The 21,477-nt window shown below is 39.2% G+C and carries 23 protein-coding genes and 1 riboswitch; of the genes, 22 read left to right on the top strand and 1 reads right to left on the bottom strand.

Annotated features, from left to right (window positions below; genetic code table 11):
- Positions 1 to 175 precede the first annotated feature (175 nt).
- The 11 genes from FR7_RS00640 (at position 176) to FR7_RS00590 (ending at position 13,050) form a co-directional block, all read left to right on the top strand.
- Positions 176 to 1,255 (top strand): GGDEF domain-containing protein, encoded by a 1,080-nt coding sequence (locus FR7_RS00640; RefSeq protein WP_007936083.1) that lies wholly within the window; start codon positions 176 to 178, stop codon positions 1,253 to 1,255.
- 57 nt (positions 1,256 to 1,312) lie between these two features.
- The gene (locus FR7_RS00635) at positions 1,313 to 2,152 is read left to right on the top strand and encodes a carbon-nitrogen hydrolase family protein (protein WP_007936081.1); all 840 of its coding nucleotides are present in this window, start codon (positions 1,313 to 1,315) and stop codon (positions 2,150 to 2,152) included.
- 435 nt (positions 2,153 to 2,587) lie between these two features.
- Positions 2,588 to 3,760 carry an ABC transporter substrate-binding protein gene (locus FR7_RS00630; RefSeq protein ID WP_007936079.1) on the top strand — a complete coding sequence of 391 codons (1,173 nt, stop codon included), beginning with the start codon at positions 2,588 to 2,590 and terminating at the stop codon, positions 3,758 to 3,760.
- 368 nt (positions 3,761 to 4,128) lie between these two features.
- Positions 4,129 to 5,301, top strand: a complete 1,173-nt coding sequence (locus tag FR7_RS00625) for an ABC transporter substrate-binding protein (RefSeq protein ID WP_007936077.1) — start codon at positions 4,129 to 4,131, stop codon at positions 5,299 to 5,301.
- Between the two features lie 347 nt (positions 5,302 to 5,648).
- Positions 5,649 to 6,815 (top strand): ABC transporter substrate-binding protein, encoded by a 1,167-nt coding sequence (locus FR7_RS00620; RefSeq protein ID WP_007936075.1) that lies wholly within the window; start codon positions 5,649 to 5,651, stop codon positions 6,813 to 6,815.
- 879 nt (positions 6,816 to 7,694) lie between these two features.
- Positions 7,695 to 8,588 carry a branched-chain amino acid ABC transporter permease gene (locus tag FR7_RS00615; RefSeq protein WP_007936071.1) on the top strand — a complete coding sequence of 298 codons (894 nt, stop codon included), beginning with the start codon at positions 7,695 to 7,697 and terminating at the stop codon, positions 8,586 to 8,588.
- A gap of 12 nt (positions 8,589 to 8,600) precedes the next feature.
- On the top strand, positions 8,601 to 9,560 hold the full coding sequence (locus FR7_RS00610; protein WP_007936069.1) for a branched-chain amino acid ABC transporter permease: 960 nt from the start codon (positions 8,601 to 8,603) through the stop codon (positions 9,558 to 9,560).
- Positions 9,538 to 10,305, top strand: coding sequence for an ABC transporter ATP-binding protein (locus FR7_RS00605; RefSeq protein WP_007936067.1), 768 nt, complete (start codon positions 9,538 to 9,540; stop codon positions 10,303 to 10,305). Before FR7_RS00610 ends, FR7_RS00605 begins: the two co-directional genes overlap by 23 nt.
- Entirely contained in the window at positions 10,305 to 11,009 is a 705-nt protein-coding gene (locus tag FR7_RS00600) for an ABC transporter ATP-binding protein (protein ID WP_007936062.1), read from the top strand. Before FR7_RS00605 ends, FR7_RS00600 begins: the two co-directional genes overlap by 1 nt.
- 138 nt (positions 11,010 to 11,147) lie before the next feature.
- Complete coding sequence (locus FR7_RS00595) at positions 11,148 to 11,795, top strand: CBS domain-containing protein (protein WP_007936060.1); 648 nt, start codon at positions 11,148 to 11,150, stop codon at positions 11,793 to 11,795.
- 81 nt (positions 11,796 to 11,876) lie between these two features.
- Positions 11,877 to 11,957: riboswitch (NiCo riboswitch) on the top strand.
- Positions 11,958 to 12,141: 184 nt separating this feature from the next.
- Positions 12,142 to 13,050, top strand: a complete 909-nt coding sequence (locus tag FR7_RS00590; protein WP_007936056.1) for a cation diffusion facilitator family transporter — start codon at positions 12,142 to 12,144, stop codon at positions 13,048 to 13,050.
- Between the two features lie 59 nt (positions 13,051 to 13,109).
- Here the strand turns inward: FR7_RS00590 and FR7_RS00585 are convergent, their stop codons facing one another.
- Positions 13,110 to 13,823, bottom strand: coding sequence for a hypothetical protein (locus FR7_RS00585; protein WP_007936054.1), 714 nt, complete (start codon positions 13,821 to 13,823; stop codon positions 13,110 to 13,112).
- 182 nt (positions 13,824 to 14,005) lie between these two features.
- On the opposite strand from FR7_RS00585, the gene FR7_RS00580 reads away from it, so the two are divergent.
- The 11 genes from FR7_RS00580 to rplI all read left to right on the top strand — a co-directional run bounded on the left by FR7_RS00580 (position 14,006) and on the right by rplI (position 21,448).
- Complete coding sequence (locus FR7_RS00580) at positions 14,006 to 14,842, top strand: mechanosensitive ion channel family protein (RefSeq protein WP_007936053.1); 837 nt, start codon at positions 14,006 to 14,008, stop codon at positions 14,840 to 14,842.
- Positions 14,839 to 15,045, top strand: a complete 207-nt coding sequence (locus FR7_RS00575; RefSeq protein ID WP_007936048.1) for a DUF951 domain-containing protein — start codon at positions 14,839 to 14,841, stop codon at positions 15,043 to 15,045. The genes FR7_RS00580 and FR7_RS00575 overlap by 4 nt, the downstream gene beginning before the upstream one ends.
- A gap of 2 nt (positions 15,046 to 15,047) precedes the next feature.
- Positions 15,048 to 15,236, top strand: a complete 189-nt coding sequence (locus tag FR7_RS00570; protein WP_007936047.1) for a hypothetical protein — start codon at positions 15,048 to 15,050, stop codon at positions 15,234 to 15,236.
- An 81-nt stretch (positions 15,237 to 15,317) separates the two neighbouring features.
- The gene (gene ychF, locus FR7_RS00565) at positions 15,318 to 16,424 is read left to right on the top strand and encodes a redox-regulated ATPase YchF (protein WP_007936045.1); all 1,107 of its coding nucleotides are present in this window, start codon (positions 15,318 to 15,320) and stop codon (positions 16,422 to 16,424) included.
- Between the two features lie 160 nt (positions 16,425 to 16,584).
- Positions 16,585 to 16,869 carry a 30S ribosomal protein S6 gene (gene rpsF, locus FR7_RS00560; RefSeq protein ID WP_007936043.1) on the top strand — a complete coding sequence of 95 codons (285 nt, stop codon included), beginning with the start codon at positions 16,585 to 16,587 and terminating at the stop codon, positions 16,867 to 16,869.
- A gap of 18 nt (positions 16,870 to 16,887) precedes the next feature.
- Positions 16,888 to 17,301 carry a single-stranded DNA-binding protein gene (locus FR7_RS00555; RefSeq protein ID WP_007936041.1) on the top strand — a complete coding sequence of 138 codons (414 nt, stop codon included), beginning with the start codon at positions 16,888 to 16,890 and terminating at the stop codon, positions 17,299 to 17,301.
- Between the two features lie 15 nt (positions 17,302 to 17,316).
- On the top strand, positions 17,317 to 17,547 hold the full coding sequence (gene rpsR, locus FR7_RS00550; RefSeq protein WP_007936039.1) for a 30S ribosomal protein S18: 231 nt from the start codon (positions 17,317 to 17,319) through the stop codon (positions 17,545 to 17,547).
- A gap of 150 nt (positions 17,548 to 17,697) precedes the next feature.
- Positions 17,698 to 18,015 carry a MazG-like family protein gene (locus FR7_RS00545; RefSeq protein WP_017531314.1) on the top strand — a complete coding sequence of 106 codons (318 nt, stop codon included), beginning with the start codon at positions 17,698 to 17,700 and terminating at the stop codon, positions 18,013 to 18,015.
- Positions 18,016 to 18,019: 4 nt separating this feature from the next.
- Positions 18,020 to 18,982: a YybS family protein gene (locus FR7_RS00540; protein ID WP_007936036.1), complete on the top strand. Its 963-nt coding sequence runs from the start codon at positions 18,020 to 18,022 to the stop codon at positions 18,980 to 18,982.
- Positions 18,983 to 19,023: 41 nt separating this feature from the next.
- Positions 19,024 to 21,030 (top strand): DHH family phosphoesterase, encoded by a 2,007-nt coding sequence (locus tag FR7_RS00535; protein ID WP_007936035.1) that lies wholly within the window; start codon positions 19,024 to 19,026, stop codon positions 21,028 to 21,030.
- Complete coding sequence (gene rplI / locus FR7_RS00530; protein WP_007951207.1) at positions 21,002 to 21,448, top strand: 50S ribosomal protein L9; 447 nt, start codon at positions 21,002 to 21,004, stop codon at positions 21,446 to 21,448. Before FR7_RS00535 ends, rplI begins: the two co-directional genes overlap by 29 nt.
- The last annotated feature ends 29 nt before the right edge of the window (positions 21,449 to 21,477 follow it).

Raw genomic sequence — 21,477 nt, 5'->3', positions numbered from 1 at the left:
TCGGATAGAATGATTTTATAAAATAAAAGCGCATTTCTGATCCCAATTCATATTGGTGATCAGCAATGCGCTTTTAAATGTTAGAAAGATGAACTTTTAGGCAGGAATTTGGAAAAAAGTGGAGAACCCAGCAATAGAGATAAAATTGAGTTATAAAACAAAAGAGGGTTTGGGCATGTTTGAAGAAAAAACGTATAGGAAGGTACGGATTGTATTTGTTGCAAATGTGATTACATTGGCTTTTTGTTTGGCTTTAGTCCTTACAAAAGCGCCGGATGAATCCAATGAGCAGCTTTCTCTCTATGGCATGATGATGGTAACATATGGTATTTTAATTGCCTTTTCTATCGATAGACGGGGTATCTATTATGAGATCCTTTCTTTTATTGCTACAAATGCTGTACTGGGATACTTATATTGGCATACACCGGATTCTATGGCAATGATATTATTTTATTTCTATGCAGTACAGATCGCCCTGCAATATAATCCTAGATATTCGTTAATTGGATCCATGCTTATTTCCTGTATATACGCTGCAGTTAGCCTGAGTCAGGCAGAAGGGATTGTAGAAAATCAGTTATCTATATATATGCATTCGCTGCTCATTATTAATATGAATGTATTGGTTCAGCACTTATCTCAGCTAGAGGGACGCGCTCTTTCCCAAAGCGAAAAGGTCAATCAATTATTAAATCAGATGGAATCTTCTTATAAGATGGTTAGCAGCTTGGCAGAAAAAGATGAATTAACAACGTTATATAATTATCGCTCCTTTCGGCAAAGACTAAATGAAATGCAGCCTAGTAACATAGCAATACTACTTCTTGATGTAGATTATTTTAAAGTTTTTAATGATTCTTATGGGCATTTATGTGGTGACGCTGTACTGCGGGATATCGCAATTGTCTTAACAAATAGCCTGCGGGAGAGAGATATGGTTTTTCGTTATGGGGGGGAGGAATTTGCAGTGATACTGCAATGCAATAATGAACAGGAAGTACAAGCTGCTGCTTTGAGGATTTCCAATAACATAGAACAGCATGTCTTTCATTTTGGAGATGAAACGGAACTACATGTTACTGTTAGCATTGGCTATGGGATTGGCAATGAGAAAATTAAAACAGCAGAAGAACTCTTTAAGATTGCAGACGATGCTTTATATAATGCTAAGGATAGCGGCAGAAATTTAATTGGATGTCCTAATGGCGAAATCTGTACTTCTGATTTGAACACATTGTTAAAAGTAATGTAATTCCCATTGCTGAGATGTAGGAATTGTTATTTTTTTATAATCAAGGAGGGATTAGTCGTGAAATCCAGTTCCATTACTATCGGAATTTGTCAATTAACTGTTACACCAGATAAAGCGCTAAACATTCGTAATGCAGAAAGGATGTTAAAAGGGGCAGCTAAAGAAAAATGCCAGGTTGCTATACTACCTGAAATGTTTAATTGTCCTTATGAAGCAGAATTGTTTTCAAGGTATGCTGAATCCTATCCAGATGGAGATACCTTTACCATGTTGTCTCAAACAGCAGCACAAGAGCGGATGGTAGTAGTAGGTGGATCTATACCTGAAAGAGATGAGCGCGGAAATATTTATAATACCTGTTTTATCTTTGATGAAGAAGGCCGCTTATTAGGGCGACATCGAAAAATACATTTATTTGATGTTGAAATTGCAGGTGGTACTGTATTTAAAGAATCAAATATCTTATCAGCGGGACAGGATATAACGGTAATAAAGGCGGCGGGCTTGACTCTGGGAATTGGAATTTGTTATGATATACGTTTTCCGGAGTTATCGCGTTTAATGGCCCTTGCTGGCGCCAAACTTCTTATCTTTCCAGGTGTCTTTGGCATGACAACAGGTCCTGCTCATTGGGAACTATTAATGCGGTCTAGGGCTGTTGATAATCAAGTTTTTGTGGCAGGAGCAGCACCGGCTAATTTTCCGGAAGCTTTGGATCAAGTATATGGACACTCCATGGTAGTTGATCCATGGGGACAAATCATATCTGTGGCGGATGACAAAGAAAAACTGCTTATTGCAGAAATTGATCTTGAAATCCTAAATAAGGTTCGAAGGGAGCTGCCATTATTGCAGCACCGCAGAACGGATGTATATGATCTTCGTCAGAAAATGTAAGAAATTACATTCCTATAATGAAATAGGTGTGTTACCAAAAGAAATAAATCCGTAAAAGGTAAAAGCCGAGTCTGTGCTTTACTTCATGCGGATTTTTTCTTTTTTGCAGAAAAAGCGAATGTACAATATCAAGAGACATACGTTTATGAAGTAATAAAAAAAACTAACAAAAGCCTTGACAGTAGGGAACGAAGTAAATATAATAGCCTACAGATACAAATATGTTGCAGTTGTGTACTTTTTTGAAAAATGTCCATTAAAAAGATGTAAAAGTGTAATGAAATGGATGAAAAATCAGAAAAGATAGCTGCTATAGTATTTAAAAGGCGTTTTTTTATCTAAGAGGAGCTGAGAGCAGAGTATTTTTTGTTTTGTACGGTTAAAGCAAAAAGTATAAGACTCTTATCAAATCATTAAAGAATGGGAGGAATTATCATGTCAAGAAAAGGAATATCTTTCACTGCTTTAATAGTGGCAGTGGCTATGTTGGGATTGATGGTTGCAGGATGTAGTTCCACTCCATCAGCTTCGGACTCTAAGGAAATAAGAATAGGTGCGAATATTGAAATGACCGGTAGTGTTGCCAATTATGGTAAATCGGCTTTTAATGGAATCCAATTAGCATTTAAGGAAGTCAACGCTGCTGGGGGAGTTCTGGGTAAGCAGATTAAAGTTATTCAAGCTGATAATAAGTCAGAAGCATCTGAAGCGACCAATGCAATGACAAAATTAATCACACAAGATAAAGTTTCCCTTATCATGGGACCTATTACTAGCTCCAATGCAATAGCAGCATTGCAGGTAGCGCAAGATAATAAAATTCCTGTCATCACTCCAACAGGAACAAATGCTAAAATTACTGTGGACAATGGCAAAGTAAGACCGTATGTTTTCCGCAGCTGTTTTATTGATCCATTCCAAGGTGTTGTGATGGCTAATTTTGCAACGAAAACATTAAACGCAAAAACGGCTGTCATTTACATTGATAACAGCTCAGATTATTCCAAAAATCTGGCAGAATCCTTTGAAGCCCAATTTGTAAAAAATGGTGGCACTGTTATTGGAAAAGAAGCATTTTTGCAGAAAGACCAAGATTTCAAATCCACTTTGACCAAAATAAAAGCATTAAACCCTGAGACCATTTTCATTCCTGCCTATTATGAAGAAGTAGGTAAAATTGCAAAACAAGCTCGTGAGATGGGAATTTCAGTACCTTTCATTGGTACTGATGGATGGGATGATCCTAAAATAGCAGAGGTTGCTGGTGCTGCGGCATTAAATAATACCTTCTTTAGTAATCATTATTCATCTCAAGATGTGGATCCTAATATTGTGAAATTTGTAGAGGCCTATAAGAAAGAATATGGACAGGAGCCCAACGCTTTTGCGGCATTAGGGTATGACGCTGCATTAATGGTTGTTGATTCTATAAAAAGAGCCAATAGCGCAGAACCTGAAAAAATAAGAGAAGCCTTGGAAAAGGTCAAGGATTTGCAAGTGGTAACAGGTAAAATCACACTGGATGCAAATCATGATCCAATTAAGAGTGGTGTAGTTATTGAAATGAAAGATGGCAAGCAAACCTTTAAAGAAAAAATTAATCCATAAACAAACAAAAATGGACTCGGCTTAAGCCGAGTCCATTTTTGTTTGTTTATGGGTGAAAAACACACTTGCTTAAACTATTATTTAAAAAGACTATTTCTAAACATAAGTCCTATTAAAAAAGTATTGACAGTAAAGTTAGGAATAAATATAATATCATACATACACAAATATATTCTGGTAGAGTACTTATTGACAGGATGTATTAATAAAAATGTAAAGTGTAACATAATTGATAAGGAGGCAGGAAAAAAGCACAGCTTATTTTGAAAGAATTTTAAAAAGTATTTCATGTAGGTGCCCTTGGGTTATATATAGTAGGAATTATCAGTACCGATCTTATTATAAGTTAGAATATGGGAGGAATAATGATGGCAAAGAAAGGGTTCTCATTCATTGGTTTATTGCTTACGGTAGCCATGTCCGGTTTCATGTTGGCAGGATGTGGTTCAACTCCATCTGCGAATGATTCCAAAGAAATAAAAATTGGCGGAAATTTTGAGTTAACCGGTGGAGTTGCGAACTTTGGTAAGATGACAACAAATGGTATTCAGCTAGCTTTTAAAGAAGCTAATGCATCAGGCGGTGTTCTTGGCAAGCAGATAAAGTTAATCTTGGCCGATAATAAATCAGAACCTTCTGAGGCTACCAATGCAATCACAAAACTGATTACCCAAGACAAAGTTCCTCTTGTTATGGGACCTGTTGCCAGCTCTAATGTATTGGCAACCCTGCAGGTATCACAAGATAATAAAATTCCTGTCATTACAGCCACGGGTACGAATTCGAAAATTACTGTGGATAATGGTAAAGTAAGACCGTATGCGTTTCGCAGCTGTTTCATAGATCCATTTCAAGGAACTGTAATGGCTAACTTTGCCAGCAAATCATTAAAGGCAAAAACAGCTGTCATTTACATTGATAATAGCTCGGATTATTCCAAGGGGCTGGCCGAATCTTTTGAGGCCCAGTTTGTTAAAAATGGTGGTGTCGTCGTAGGCAAGGAAGCTTTCTTGCAAAAAGACCAGGATTTTAAGTCTACGTTAACGAAGATAAAAGTAATGAATGCAGATACTATCTTTATCCCTGCCTATTATGAAGAAGTAGGTAAAATAGCAAAGCAAGCTCGTGAGTTAGGAATTACCATACCTCTTATTGGTACAGATGGCTGGGATGATCCTAAGGTAGTGGAAGTTGCAGGGGCAGAGGCGATGAATAATACGTTCTTTAGTAATCATTACTCTTCACAAGATACAGACCCTCGTATTGTAAAATTCGTAGAAGCCTATAAAAAAGAATATGGTCAAGAGCCAAATGCTTTAGCAGCATTAGGTTATGATGCTGGTTTGATGGTTATTGACGCGATTAAGCGGGCCAACAGCACGGAACCTGATAAAATTAGAGATGCATTAGAAAAAACCAAAGATCTGCAAGTCGTAACAGGAGTAATTACTCTGGATGCAAATCATGATCCGGTTAAGAGCGGTGTTGTTATCGAAATGAAAGATGGTAAACAAACTTTTAAAGAAAAAATTAATCCATAAATATAAAAGAACTTGGCTGATGCCAAGTTCTTTTATATTTATGGATTAAAAATGGAATATGAAGAGATTATTTTGTATTTATAAGATATTTATTATCGCAAGAACGAAGGAAATAGTTGGATTCTAATAAAATTTATTAAAAAAAATCGTTAACGTCTACCATGCGAGGACAAACTCTTAAAAGTCCTCTCCATAAGTATTGACAGAAAAGCACAATATGTCTATAATACAGCATGTGACAAGTACGAATATTCGCCTGGGGAGGACAAAGGCGCGTTTCGAACAGTGGATACGGACTTTTTTAAATTGGAGAAAATACATATTATTTAAAAGGAGAATCTGTGTTTATGAAAAAAACAAGTAAGTGGATCAGTACCTTTATTGCTGTTGCCATGCTGGGCTTAATGGCAGCAGGATGCAGTGGCAAGCAAGATAGTAATGTAATCAAACTTGGTGCCAACTTAGAAATGACTGGTGGTAATGCGACTTTTGGTAAATCTGCAAGCAATGGGGCAAATTTAGCAATTAAACAAGTAAACGCTAATGGTGGTGTTCTAGGTAAACAGCTAAGTTTAGTAGTTGCAGATAATAAGAGCGAAGCTGCAGAAGCTGCAAATGCTATGCAGAAATTAATTACTCAGGATAAAGTTGTAGCCGTTATTGCACCAATTGCTTCTTCTAGCGTGATTGCTGGTGCCCAAGTCAATAACGATAATAAAGTCTTAGCAATTAGTCCAACAGCATCCAATCCTAAAGTGACAGTAGATCCTACAACTAATAAGGTTCGGGACTATTTATTCAGAGCAGCATTTATTGATCCTTTCCAAGGTTCAGTAATGGCAAACTTTGCTACGAAAACCTTACAAGCTAAGACTGCGGCAATTTATATTGATAACTCCAGTGACTATGCTAAAGGCTTAGGGCAGTTTTTTAAAGAAACCTTTATTAAAAATGGTGGTATAGTTGCAGTAGAAGAAGCGTATCTGGCAAAAGATACGGATTTTAAAGCTACATTAACCAAAATTAAAGCTGCGAATGTGGATGTTGTCTTTGTACCAGGTTATTATCAGGAAGTTGGTATGATTGCGAAACAGGCTCGAGAAATTGGCTTAACTATGCCGCTTCTCGGTGGTGATGGCTGGGATTCTGCCAAACTTCCAGAAATCGCTGGAGCGCAAGCCCTGAATAATACGTTCTTTGCAAATCATTACTCACCAGATGACAATAGTCCAGCAATTAAAACTTTTGTTGATGCATATAAAGCAGAATATAAAGAAACTCCAGATGCGTTTGCTGCATTAGCTTATGATGCCACGATGATGGTCATTGAGTCCATTAAGCGTGCCAACGGTGTTGATACTGTCAAGATCAAAGATGAGTTGGCAAAGACAAAAGACTATAATGCTGTATCTGGGTTAATTACGTTGAATGAAACTCATGATGCAGTAAAAAGTGCTGTTATTATTGAAATGAAGGATGGTAAGCAAACGTTTAAAGAAAAAATAAACCCTTAATGTTTATGTAAGATCGATAAACGTCAGCATATTGACATTCATAAGATGGAGCCCAGAGCTACCCTTGCTGAAAGAAAGAGAATAAATCTTAGTTTTATTAACCACAAAAGCACAGTGCTACTGGTGTGGCATTGTACTTTTGTGGTTTTTTAGCAAGCAAAAGAAAAGAAATCAATGCTTAGATATAAAGTAGAGGTATGAAATGGCACTGTCAATGAATTGACGAATATGTCAAATTACAGACGAAAAAAACCGCCCATAAGGATAAATCTGATGAACACTAGAGGCTTTTTGGAAGTTAATAACGTTTGAAAAAAGATTAACTTATTTGTTAGAACCTATGGAATAACGCTTACGGGGGAATAAAGGACGCAAAGCATTGATCATAGAACATAAATGGCATGATTATTGCATAAGTATAAAGTGGTACGTTTTTAGTATAAAAAAATATATAAAAGTGTGCTGTAAATAAGTGTTTGTATTTTTGGAAGAGATTAACCAACAAATCAAAAGATAAAAGTATTGACACTAGAAGACAATGTATCTATAATTACGTATATATTATAAGAGAATATCCGCAGAGAAAAGATAGGCGTTAAATTCTAAGAGGGTTACGAGGGATTCTAAAGTGGGATTAAAAAGCACATAGAACCTGTTGAGAGGCTGTTTTAAAATATCCAGATGCTAGTCCTTACGAGCATTTGAGCGAGACGTACAAAGACGTATGTTTAGTGAAAACGCACAGGGACAATAAAGGTATATGGGAATTTTGAAATAGACTCTATTAGACTTTATTGCAGTTGTTTCTCCCGTGTGAAAAATATAGGGAAAAGGCATCGCTTTAGCCCTTAGAAATAAAAAAATGTAGGAGGCGAAATCATGGATTTCTCGATTACTCAGCAATTTTTACAGCAATTAATAAATGGTATATCTCTTGGCAGCATTTATGCACTCATTGCTTTAGGTTATACAATGGTGTATGGAATTATTAAGTTGATTAATTTTGCGCATGGTGATATTTATATGGTAGGCGCTTATGTAGCGTTTTTTGCCACAACGACGCTTAAACTTTCTTTTTTCCCAGCGCTAATTGTGTCCATGGTAGTGGCTGCCATAGTTGGAATGACAATTGAGCGGTTGGCCTACCGCCCACTGCGAAAGGCACCTAGAATTGCGATATTGATTACGGCAATTGGTGTATCTTTATTATTAGAATATGGCGGGATGCTTCTTGTTACACCGCAACCGAGAACGTTTCCAGCGCTATTCGATTCTCAAGTCTATACCTTTGGCAATATTGTAGTGAATAGTCAGCAGGTAATTATATTGGCAATATCCGTAGTGTTAATGGTTATTTTAACTTTTGTTGTACAACGTACCAAAATCGGTAAGGCGATGCGTGCTGTATCTTTTGATACCGATGCGGCTCGATTAATGGGTATTGATGTTGACCGTGTTATCTCCATGACCTTTGCAATTGGTTCTGCATTAGCGGCCGCAGCAGGCATGCTAGTCGGTGTATATTATAATTCAATTGATCCTTTAATGGGCATTATGCCAGGTCTTAAAGCATTCGTAGCTGCTGTTTTGGGTGGCATTGGAGTGATTCCAGGGGCGATGCTTGGTGGTATTATAATGGGCGTTATTGAAGCTATGGTGAGTGGCTTTATTTCATCCACTTTCCGTGATGCTGCAGCGTTTGCCATTTTAATTATTATTTTACTGTTTAAGCCTTCTGGCTTATTGGGTAAAAACGTTCGTGAGAAAGTGTAGGTGGCAAATAATATGGGAAAAAATAAGAAGGAATTGCTGTCGTTAGTGGCATGTATAGCATTGTATGCTGTTGTGCAAAGCTTGATTATGTTAGATGTTATTGGACCGTTTTGGGAGCTGAATTTAATTTTAATCTGTATTAATGTGATTCTGGCGGTAAGCTTAAATCTTATTAATGGTTTTACAGGTCAGTTTTCTATCGGTCACGCAGGATTTATGGCGGTGGGAGCTTATCTCGGCGCTGTACTCACTGTTAAACTGCAATTGCCTTTTATTGTTGCTATTTTAGGTGGAGCAGCAGCTGCTGGTTTCTTAGGATTTGTAATTGGTTTACCAACATTGCGTTTAGATGGCGATTATCTTGCCATTGCCACCTTAGGCTTAGGAGAAATCATCCGAATTACCATTTTGAATATTCCTTATGTAGGCGGCGCATCTGGTTTTATGGGTATACCTCGTTTTAGTAACTTTACGTGGGTATTCTTTGCCACTGTTTTCACGGTATTCTTTATTAGAAATTTCATTAACTCTACCCATGGCCGAGCGTGTATTTCGATTCGAGAGAATCAAATTGCAGCTGAGGCAATGGGAATTGATACTACAAAATATAAAGTAATGGCTTTCACGATTGGTGCTGCTTTTGCTGGTGTAGCAGGAACCCTATTCTCTCATTACTTTTATATCGCTCACCCTGCATCCTTTACTTTTATGAAGTCTTTTGATATTTTGACCATTGTAGTATTGGGTGGTTTAGGTAGTATTAGTGGATCGATTACTGCGGCTATATTATTGACTTTTGTTTCTGCAGCTTTAGCTAGCTATCCTGAGTGGCGTATGATTATTTATTCATTAATGCTGATTGTATTAATGTTGTATCGGCCCCAAGGATTATTTGGCAATAAGGAAATCAGCCTTAAAATCTTTGGCCGTTTGATGGGAGGTAATAAGCGTGGCAATACTCAAGGCAACTAAACTTTCCAAAGTATTTGGCGGACTTAAGGCCGTATCCGATTTTTCCATCGAGCTTGGCAAAGGCGAGTTAATTGGATTGATTGGTCCTAATGGAGCAGGAAAAACAACCGCCTTTAACTTACTGACGGGTGTATATCAACCGACAACTGGTGAAATTGATTTTGATGATAAAAGCATTCTTGGACTTAAACCTTTTCAGATCACTCAAAAAGGGGTAGCCAGAACCTTCCAAAATATTCGCCTCTTTTCTGAACTATCCGTGTTAGATAATGTTAAGATCGCGTATCATTTTCATGTGAAATACGGAATATTAGAATCTGTTTTGCGTATGGGCAGATACCATCAAGAAGAAAAAGAGATTGAAGAAAGAGCGATCAAGCTATTAGAAATTTTTAAATTAGGCGATAAAAAAGATGAAATTGCTAAAAACTTACCTTATGGTGAGCAGCGGCGTTTGGAAATTGCCAGAGCACTAGCGGCTCAGCCTAAATTATTATTATTAGATGAACCTGCGGCTGGCATGAATCCTCAGGAAACTCAGCAACTAATGCAAATGATAAAATGGATAAAAGACGAATTTGATTTAACTATTTTATTAATAGAACATGACATGCAATTGGTTATGAATGTGTGTGAACGTATTTATGTATTAGAATACGGCAGTATAATCGCTCAAGGAACACCTGAGGAAATCAAGAATAACCCACGGGTTATTGAGGCCTACCTCGGAGAGGAGGTTGAATAATGTTAAAAATCGAGAATATTGATGTATATTATGGTGCGATACATGCCTTAAAAGGTATTAGTGCAGAGGTAAATGAAGGGGAAATTGTTACCTTGATTGGTGCGAATGGTGCTGGTAAAAGTACTATTTTACGTACGATTTCCGGATTGTTAAAACCGAAAGCAGGTCAAATTAATTTTGAAGGAAAGAGTATTGCTGGCGTAGTTGCTCAAGATATTGTAAAGCTTGGCATTTCTCAAGTACCGGAAGGCCGAAGGGTTTTTGCGAATATGTCTGTTCTAGAAAATCTAGAGTTAGGTGCTTATATCCGTAATGACAAAAAAGGGATTCAGGAAGATATGGAGAATGTCTTTGTAAAGTTCCCTCGCTTGTCGGAACGGCGCAGTCAATTAGCCGGTACGTTGTCAGGCGGTGAGCAGCAGATGTTGGCTATGGGGCGTGCCTTAATGAGCCGTCCACGGCTATTGCTCTTGGATGAGCCATCTATGGGTCTTGCACCATTGCTGGTAAAAGAAATTTTTTCTATTATTAAAGAAATTAATGCTAGCGGGACTACGGTTTTGCTGGTAGAACAAAATGCTCATATGGCATTATCCATTGCCCATAGAGCTTATGTACTGGAAACAGGACGTATCACTCTTTCCGGCGATGCGAAAGAGTTGGCTGCAAGTGAAGAAATACGTAAAGCCTATTTGGGTGGTTAATCAATAAGACGCACTAAAGATAGTAATGACAGTGTTATGAAAGACAAAAGGTGAATTCCTAAATTGTATTGTTCATAATTTCTGACATGGAATCTTTAGTGCGTTTTCTTTAATAAAAAATCAACGGAGATGATGAAAATGTTTGTAGAAAGCAGGATGACAGCTAACCCAATTACAATCAGTTCGACTACAACAATTGCTGATGCATCGGAGATTATGCGTAATAATAAATTTCGCCGTCTTCCAGTGGTTGAGGGTGGAAAATTAGTTGGTATTGTAACAGACAGAGATCTTCGTGCGGTATCGGCATCGCCAGCAACTGCTCTTTCTATTTTTGAACTTAATTACTTATTGGCAAAGATGAAAATTAAGGATATCATGCAAAAAGAAGTGATTAGCATTAATACCGGGGCTACAGTGGAAGAAGCTGCAATTTTAATGTACAACCACCGCATTGGCGGTTTGGTAGTAGTAGATGAGCAAGGAACAGTCGCCGGCATCATTACGGAAACGGATATTTTTAAAAGTTTTGTTGATATTATGGGTCTAGTGGATGGGAAGACTCGTCTCACCCTTGATGTGACTGATAAAATTGGATTGCTTCATGAAATTTCAGAGGTATTTCTGGCAATGAATATCAATATTACCAGTATGGTTAGTTATGCCTTACCCGATGGAAAAATTGAGATGATTATACGGGCCGATATTATTGATACGGAAGAATTAGAAAAGGTCCTTGCTGCTAAAGGATACCCCATTAGCCACGTGGTACATATTAAGTCATGAGTTAAGCCTGCCTGTCATGTTCTTTAGCAATCGATCCTTAAAGATATTTACAAGTAATTTCCCAATGTGGTACTATATAGAATATAATGCTAGGAACAGGCGGCCATTATGGCGCAGCCGGGCGGAAAGCAGCAGGTATGTATGAATGCCTGCGGGACCTTAGAGAGAGGGCCTGCAGGCTTTTTTGTTATGTCATCTTATTATAAGGCACATGGGTCATTTATGGGCTTGTAGCACCTGCTTAAAATGAGCTGAAATTGGTACCTTTTATAGGTCGTATGAATAGTGTAGGCTATTGAAGGTTATAACAAAGAATAGAGCTGCTGAGCAAAAGGTAGGAGGTAGTATGATTGGATATGTGGATAGTAATTTAAAGGAGCGTACTGCTAGGCTGTCCGTTATTTCTAATACGGTTTTGGTTGTATTGAAATTGATCGTGGGATTTTATACTGGGGCCGTCAGTATTATTTCAGAAGCTGCTCACTCTGGCTTTGATCTACTTGCATCTGTGATTGCCTTTTATGCGGTCCGCAAAGCGGATACCCCTCCTGATGACAATCATGCCTATGGTCATGGCAAATTTGAAAATTTATCAGGCGCCATCGAAGCGATATTGATTATCGGGGCAGCAATATGGATTGTATATGAAGCCGGGAGTAAAATGAATTCCGCTGTGGTTCCAGGTTTTTTAGAATATGGTATTGCTATTATGATCATTTCAATTGCTATTAATTACTGGGTATCAGAAAGACTATTTAAGGTGGCGAAACAGACTGGTTCTCATGCCTTAGAAGCAGATGGCTTGCATCTGCGGGCGGATATATGGACTTCTGTTGGAGTGTTGGTAGGATTGGTGATTATTCATGTAACTGGTCTTGCCTGGCTTGATCCTGTGATTGCAATCATTGTAGCTGGCATTGTGTTTAAAGCTGGTTATGGCATGACAAAGAAGAGTCTATATGAGTTAACGGATATTAGCTTGCCGGAACATGAAGAACAGATGATCATTGATATCATTCAAAGTCATAAGGAGGTCATTTCCTTTCATCAGCTCCGCACCCGGCGTTCCGGCAGTTGGCGTTTAATTGATATGCATCTCATTTTGTACAAAGATATGCATTTAAATGAGGCTCACGATATCTGTGATCAGATTGAAGCTGAAATAAAGCAAAAGCTAGGTTCCTGCGATGTGGTCATCCATCTGGAGCCATGTGATCATCTTAAAGAACTAGGGGCATGTCCTCTTGATGAATAGAAAAATAAGCAAGAATCATTTGGGATTCTTGCTTATTTTTTTTGTCAATTTCCTTTGAACTACTTTTTTTTATTATGAAACGTATATAAATGCTTGCAACGGACACGACTTTCACGTTCAGTGTCAAATTTCTCCGAGCTGCCACTATCGACGGAGGCCTCTTTGCTTTCTGAAGGGGCAGGATTTGCTGAGGAAGCAGATGGAGTTTCCGGGGCTGCTTCTTCATCGGTTCGTGCACTAAAGGTATTGATTAATTGCTGCAGGGCAACAGCTTGAACTTCTTCGATATCTGAGTTTGACGACGGTTCTGGAGCAGGTGGCTCAGGAGCTCCTTCTGGTCTGGGGCAGAGAACTTCCTTGTCTGGAAGGCAGGAGCCCCGATGATGGCAACACTCCAGGAGACGCCGTAAGGCCTCCATCTCAACGACCTGCTCGGCTGTGTGAAAAGGAACATCTGTTGTAGGAGACTTATTGGCTAATAACCGGAATAAATCCACTGGCGCACAAGAAATCTTCAAAAAATCGCTGCTAAAAGCTACTTTGCAGCAGAGTAATTCAAGGAAGATATCGATCAATGTTCCAGTGTTATCAGCACGCCTTACTGCCCGCTCGAAGACTTCAGGACAAATTTCTGGTGTACGATGAATTTCTTCAGAGGCACCTACAAGCAGACGATACGAAGCTACTAAAGAAGAAAGATTAGGAATAACTGCGTTTATATCAGCCAATATCAGGTCAATAATAGGTTGAGGATTTTGATTAGTATCTGACATGATAGTCGCCTCACTTTAGCGTTGGTGCAACATTATATGCCGGAGGCAGTGCATTTGCTCTTCTTTATTTAAGAAAGACTTAAGTAGAAGGATTTTTTCATAATCACGTATAATATATATGCAATTATAGAAAGCTGGAAATGATCATGAAAAGTAAAATGATGATCGTGAAAGGAAACTGAATGATGACCATGTTGCTCACGCCGGAATTTTTATTAGCAGCGGCTAATAAAATAGTACGTCTTTTAGCTATTTTATTAGGGTCAGCGCTTATATTGCATCTATTCTCCCTCATGGTAAATAAAATGTTTATCCCTAAAGTTGGCATTAGTACCTTTTCTTTTGATGAAAGACGTGCTAGAACAGTAGGGGGAATGCTGCAAAGCATTATTCGATATTTTATTTATTTTATTACAATCCTCATGGTGCTGCAAGAATTCCATATTGATACCACTTCACTTGTCGCTGGAGCTGGTATTATAGGATTGGCTCTTGGTGTTGGCTCTCAGAGTTTGATCCGGGATTTTGTGACTGGTTTTTTCATTGTATTGGAAAATCAGTTTGCTGTCGGGGATTACATTGTCAGTGGTGATATGGCAGGTACTGTGGAAGACATTGGTTTGCGGGTAACGAAATTGCGGGATGGCAATGGTGTGCTGCATATTATTCCCCATGGGGCAATATCTAGGATTAGTAATTATACAAGAGGCCATATGCAGGCTATAGTCAATATACCTGTTGCTTATGAGGCTGATTTGGATAAGGTGCTTCTATTATTAAACGAGGCCTGTGTCTTGGTAGGCAAAGAGCTGGAAGAGGTCTTAGAGGGACCGAACGTATTAGGTGTAGTAGACCTTGGTGCTCAGATGCTAATGGTACGTATCGTAGCGAAGACTGTGCCTTTGCAGCAAGGAAAGGTGGAAAATGCTCTTCGTTACACAGTAAAACGGTTATTTAATGAAGCGAAGATTCCCCAGCCCGTGATAGATATTAGTAAAAGGCAAGAAGGTGTTAGATGATGGTACGTTATGAAATTGGTGATATTGTAAGAATGAAGAAGAACCATCCTTGTGGAGCCGCTCTGTGGGAAATTACACGGACAGGAATTGATTTTGGTTTGAAATGTCAAGGCTGCGGGCGTTTTGTCCTGGTGCCACGCGTAAAGTTTGAAAAAGGTGTAAAAGAAATCGTAACACGCAAAGGTACGCAAGAGGAGGGATAAATGTGAAGTATCAGTTTATTGTAGGAGGCATGACCTTGGTGACGGGGATTGTACTCATTGCAATGGGAACCGATTTTGGTAATAAAATCAATCTAACAGTGGGTGTTATCATAGGCTCTATTATGTTGTTATTAGGTACGGCAAGATTGAAGAATGCCATTGCTTATCGCCGTGAACATGGAGAAGAGTAAAGTGCCTGCTTGAAAATAGGGGAAGAATCATCTACAATAAGACATGCTAAAAAGAAATTGTAAGTAAGGTGGAATAGATGAATGAGCACAAATTTAGAAGTGGGTATTGTTGGTTTGCCGAATGTAGGTAAAAGTACATTGTTTAATGCGATTACAAAAGCAGGTGCAGAAGCTGCTAATTATCCTTTTTGCACAATAGAGCCAAATGTGGGTGTCGTAGATGTTCCGGATGAGCGATTACCCCATTTGGTGGAAATGTATAAAACAAAACGCTGTATCCCGACAGCAATGCGTTTTGTTGATATTGCTGGATTGGTGAAAGGTGCGTCTAAAGGAGAAGGCTTAGGCAATAAGTTTTTAGCTCACATTCGCCAAGTAGATGCGGTCGCTCAAGTGGTACGCTGTTTTGAAGATGAAAATATCACTCACGTTGAGGGAGCATTAAACCCTTTGCGGGATATTGAGATCATTAATACAGAACTATGCCTAGCTGATTTAGACACATTAGAGAAGCGTATGGAGCGTGTTCAGAAGCTAATCAAAACTGGTGATAAGAAAGCACCAAACGAAATGGCGGTACTGGTAAAAATTAAAGAACTTTTAGAGCAAGCCTTGCCTGCACGGCGCGTTGATATGACAGAAGATGAAGCTGGACTCATTGGTGATCTAAACTTGATGACGTTAAAACCGGTATTGTTTATTGCTAATGTTAGCGAAGACGAAGTAGCCAATGCGGAAGATAATGAGTATGTTAAAATTGTGAAAAAATATGCAGTAGAAGAAGGCGCAGAAGTCATTGCAGTATCGGCCAAGGTTGAGTCAGAAATTGCTGAACTTCCAGCGGAGGACGCTAAGGAGTTTTTAGCAGAGCTTGGTCTAAAAGAGTCAGGATTGGATAAACTCATTAAAGCATCCTATAAACTTTTAGGTTTAGTGACGTTCTTAACGGCTGGTGAGCAGGAAGTACGTGCTTGGACAATAAAGAAAGGTACAAAAGCACCTCAGGCCGGAGGCAAGATTCATTCTGATATTGAGCGTGGCTTTATTCGTGCAGAAATTGTCTCCTATAATGATCTTGTGCTGACAGGCAGCTCCAATGCAGCTCGTGAAAAGGGATTGGTTCGGTTGGAAGGTAAAGAATATATTATGCAAGATGGGGATGTTACGTACTTTAGATTTAATGTATAATATTTCTTTTAATATATTATAGTTGCATTTGTATTGCTATTAATGATATAATGTGTCAGTCTAGGGTAGCCTAGAGAGGTTTGAGAAAATGTTTATAAATGTTTACAAACCTTCCCTGCTCCCACAAGGGAGCCATTAGTCCACAGGAGGAGGTGATTTCGTGAGAAAGTACGAAGTCATGTTTATTGTTAAACCGTTGGAAGAAGAAGCGACAAATGCGGTAATTACCAAATTTGAAAATCTGATTAATAACAACGGTGGTCAAGTAGAAAAAATTGACCGTTGGGGCAAAAAGCGTTTGGCTTATATAGTAAAAGACTTTACTGAAGGTTTTTACTGCCTGACTACTTTTACAGCTGTACCAGCGACGATTCTTGAGCTTGATCGTATAATGAAGATTACTGAAGATATTTTGAAATTTATGATTATTAAAGTAGACGAATAGACCAGGGGGAATTAAACCATGAATAAGGTTATAATAGTCGGTCGTTTGACTCGTGATCCGGAAGTTCGATATACACAGACTGGTAAGGCAGTAGCATCTTTCAGTGTAGCAGTTGATACCGGTTATGGTGAGAATAAGCGAGCTGATTTTATTCCTGTAGTAGTATGGGATAAGCTGGCCGAAGTTTGTGGCAACAATCTTACCAAGGGTCGTCGTGTACTAGTTGAAGGACGTTTGCAAATTCGTGATTATGAGAAAGATGGACAAAAACGGCGTGCAGCTGATGTCGTAGCCCAAAATATTGAATTTTTGGATACGAAGCAACAAGCTGTAAGCGGTGGCAGTACTGCTGCTAGTCCTGCAAAATCATCCGGATATGATGTCAGTTCCTTTGGTACAGAGGTCTTCCCTGAAGAAGAGATTCCATTTTAAAGGGAGGTATTATCAGTGAAACGTGAAAGAGGAAGAAAACCTAAGAAAAAGATTTGCAGTTTCTGCGTGGATAAAGTAGAAACGATCGATTATAAAGAAGTTGGTAAAATCCGTCGTTACACTACGGAACGCGGCAAAATATTGCCTCGCCGTATTTCTGGTAACTGCGCAAAACATCAACGTAGTGTTACTTTGGCGATAAAACGTGCACGTATTGTTGCATTGTTGCCATTCACAGCAGAATAAAACAAAAGAGAGGTTACGTAACCTCTCTTTTATTTTATTCTGCTAAGAATGGATCATCGTAACTTCTTATCTGGGATATACTTTATGATAAAGCAGGAAACAGACTATTGATTTGCGAATACTATATCAGATATAGTAAAAAGGGGGGGAGTGGCTGTTTTGTTTTCGAATGAGTCGGATATTTTACGCAAAATGCGTTTGATAGAGTGGCTAAAGGCAGAGTTGATTACCCATATTGGTCAACTATACCAAGCCATGGCAAAGAATAGTGAACAGGCGATTGCTGAAGGATTGGCTGCCGTAGTCGTTTCTTGCTATATTTTAGGAAGACGACTGGGGATTAGCTTTGAATCATTAGATAAGTCGGTTTTAATGCAAGTAGAGCAAGATATAAAAAAAGAACGAGAAGTGGAGAAATGGTTTGGTGACTCTAGTGAGTACCAGCGTCATCTCCGCCAAAAGGGGTGAATGAATGAGACAGACACGGCTCAGGCCTATGGTAGAGGGTGGGATATTATCAGGGATTGCCATACTATTTGCCTTGATTAGTGCTTATCTTCCTCTGATTGGACCTTTTGTTAATTTAATGTGGCCCGTGCCCATTATTTTATTAGGTGTTCGTCATGGCTATAAGTGGAGCATTATGGCGACAGTTGTTTCTGGTGTTATGATCGCCATGTTAATGCATCCGCTGCATTCTCTTAGTGTGGTTGTTGGATTTGGTTTAATTGGTATTGTGTTAGGCTATGCCTTTCGTATGAATTTTAGTGCTGTTAAAACCATGTTGTGGGGAACGGCTGCTTCTTTGGTTTCTAAAGCTGCATTATTGACGATCAGCGCATTGGTACTCGGTGTGAATCCTCTTACTATGCAAACTGATGTAATGAATAATGCTGTAGCCCAGGCCATTGAAGTATACCGGGACTTTGGTATGGCAGAGCAGGAACTGGCTAAGATGTCTGAGTCTATGAAGTCCATGATTGAATTAATGAAGATTATATTACCGGCAGGTTTTATTATGGCGTCGGTACTTGATACGTGGCTAAATTTTCTGATTGCCAAAACGGTATTAAGAAAGCTGGGGCATAATGTTCCTAACTTTCCAGCATTTAAAGAATGGTCCTTGCCATATCACATTGTGTACCTTTTTGCATTAGCCTTAGTCATGATCTATTGGGGTAACAGCAGGGAAATCAGCTTGTTGACTCAGGTTGGCATGAATCTTCAAGTGATCACGAGTACCCTTATTTTAGTGCAAGGTTTGGCGTTATTTAACTACTTTGCCGATAAATACAATTTGTCAAAAATGATTAAAGGACTTATACTGTTCTTGATATTGACAAATGGTTTTTTTGCGCAGATCTTGATAGTTGCGGGTGCAATTGATATGGTTATGGATTATCGACGTTTGCGAGGGCCTCAATCCAAAGAGTAAAGAATGGATGTGTGAGATTAGCCTTCAAGGAGGAGTTGTTTATGCCGCAAGGTCCGTCTTTTTGGTTTGATACAAGAATTTATCTTGCTGTTGCCACAGCTTTATTAGTGGTGATTGTTTTTTATAATCCCTATGTAGCAGTATTAGGTGCAATTTTGTTAGGCTCTTTGTATTTATATGGGCGCGAGCGCCACAAAGAGCGGCAGAAGGCGTTGGACAGCTACTTATATACGATGAGTAACTGCATTGAAGAGGGAGCATCCTACGCGTTGAAAAGTTTGCCTTTGGTTATGATGATCATTGACAAAGAGGGAAAATTGTATTGGCATAATGATGTTCTTAGTGACTGGTTTGGTGATGAGGTCGTACTAGGAGAGTCAATTATGGATATTTGTCCCGAATTTCCTTTGGATAAGGTATGGGGCAAATCCGGTCGGGAAGTATTTTCGACAGAGGATAAATATTATGATGTGATTCATGAGCCGGTAATTCATAAAATGGATCATGAAGAGTTAACGATTGCTTATATTAGTGATATTACAGCCAGTGAAACAGTAAGAGCTGAATGTGTAAATTCTGTACCGGTTATGGCTTACATCCAAATTGATAATTATGATGATGTATTGCAAGGATTGAGTGAAGGTCAGCGAACGTCTGTAGTCGCAGAAGTCAATAAGCTTCTCGCAGAATGGGTGGCAGAGAATGAGGCTGTATTAAAGAAATATGCAGACGACATGTATCTTGCGGTGCTTAACCGGCAGAACTTAAATAAATGCCTGCAGGAGAAGTTTGACATTCTTGATCGGGTACGTGCCATTCATATTGGCAATAAAATTCCCGTGACCTTAAGTATGGGAGTTGCAGCTGATGAAGATTCTGTAGCTATATTGGGAGAACGGGCCCAAGCCGGTCTGGATTTGGCATTAGGCCGAGGCGGCGATCAGGTGGCTGTTCATGTAGGAGGCAAGCTGCAATTTTATGGAGGCAAAGCAAAGGCTGTAGAAAAAAATACAAGAGTTAAGGCACGGATTGTAGCCCAGGCATTGCGGGAGATTATTGATGATGCGGATATGGTTCTGGTCATGGGTCATACCAATGAGGATTTTGACAGCTTAGGTGCTGCTATAGGCGTGGGTATTATGGCTCGCCATTTAGGAAAAGAATTGCACATCGTCGTTAGCCAGCCAGGGGTTTCATTAAGTAAGCTGCAGGAAATCTTGGCCGATTATGAAGAATATCAAGATTTATTTATCACATCAGCTCAGGCGATGCCGCTGATCACGCCCCAAACCTTACTCTTTGTAGTGGATGTTCATCATCCAGAATTATCTGCAGCACCAGAATTATTAAGTAAAGTCGATCGGGTGGTTGTCATTGATCACCATCGCCGCTCTGAAAAATTCATTGCAAATCCGCTATTAGTATACCTTGAACCATCAGCGTCTTCTACTTGTGAATTGGTTACAGAACTGCTGATGTACTTTGATGATTACCTAGAGTTTAATAAAATGGATGCCACGGCCTTGTATGCTGGCATTGTTGTTGATACGAAGCAGTTTTCGGTACAAAGTGGAGTGCGTACCTTTGATGCCGCAGCCTATTTAAGGCGTTCAGGAGCTGATCCGGCTTTAGTTCGTCAAATGTTCCGTTTAGACTTTGAGACCGTTAAGTCACGGGCTGAAATTTTGAATCAGGCAATCATGTTACCTGGCGGTGTAGTTGTAGCAGGTTGTCCCGATAATATAAAAAATGCTCAAATTGTAGCAGCCCAAGTTGCTGATATGCTGCTGGGAGTAGAAGGAGTACAAATCAGCTTTGTATTGTTCTTTCTTGAAGATGGCGGCATCGGCGTTAGCGCACGATCCAACGGAGCTTTCAACGTACAAGTTATTATGGAAGAGCTGGGCGGCGGCGGACACCAGACAGTAGCTGGTGCTCAGGTTAAAAAAGGTACTATGGAGGAAGTAAAGCGCCAAGTGATAGAACTGAGCGCAAAATATATAGAGGAGAGTGCAGAAAATGAAAGTAATTCTACAGCAAGAGGTTAAAAAATTAGGCAAAAAAGGCGATATTATAGAGGTTTCAGAAGGCTATGCTCGGAATTATTTATTAGCGCAGAAATTAGCGATACCTGCAACTGCTTCGAATGTCAATCAGGCAAGTCAGCAAAAGGCATCAGAAGAACGCAAGCAGCAAAGAGCACTGGATGAAGCCAATCTGTTAGCAGCGCAAATGTCCAAAGTCGAAGTAACCATTGGTGTGAAAATGGGCGAAGGCGGCAAATTATTTGGTTCTGTTGCGAGTAAAGATATTGCCGATGCTCTTTATGCTCAACATAAAATCGAAATGGATAAACGCAAAATTGATTTGAAAGATGCGATCAAAGCATTAGGTACATACCCTGTATCCATTAAACTGCACCCTGAGATTAGTGCTAAGATACAGGTACACATTATTGCTAAATAGCAAGAGCATTGGTTATGTATGCTTTTGCT

The organism is Pelosinus fermentans DSM 17108, from assembly GCF_000271485.2.
Classification (GTDB): domain Bacteria; phylum Bacillota; class Negativicutes; order DSM-13327; family DSM-13327; genus Pelosinus; species Pelosinus fermentans.
The sequence above is the reverse complement of the archived record's forward strand: the minus strand, read 5'-3'. Positions and strand labels throughout refer to the sequence as shown.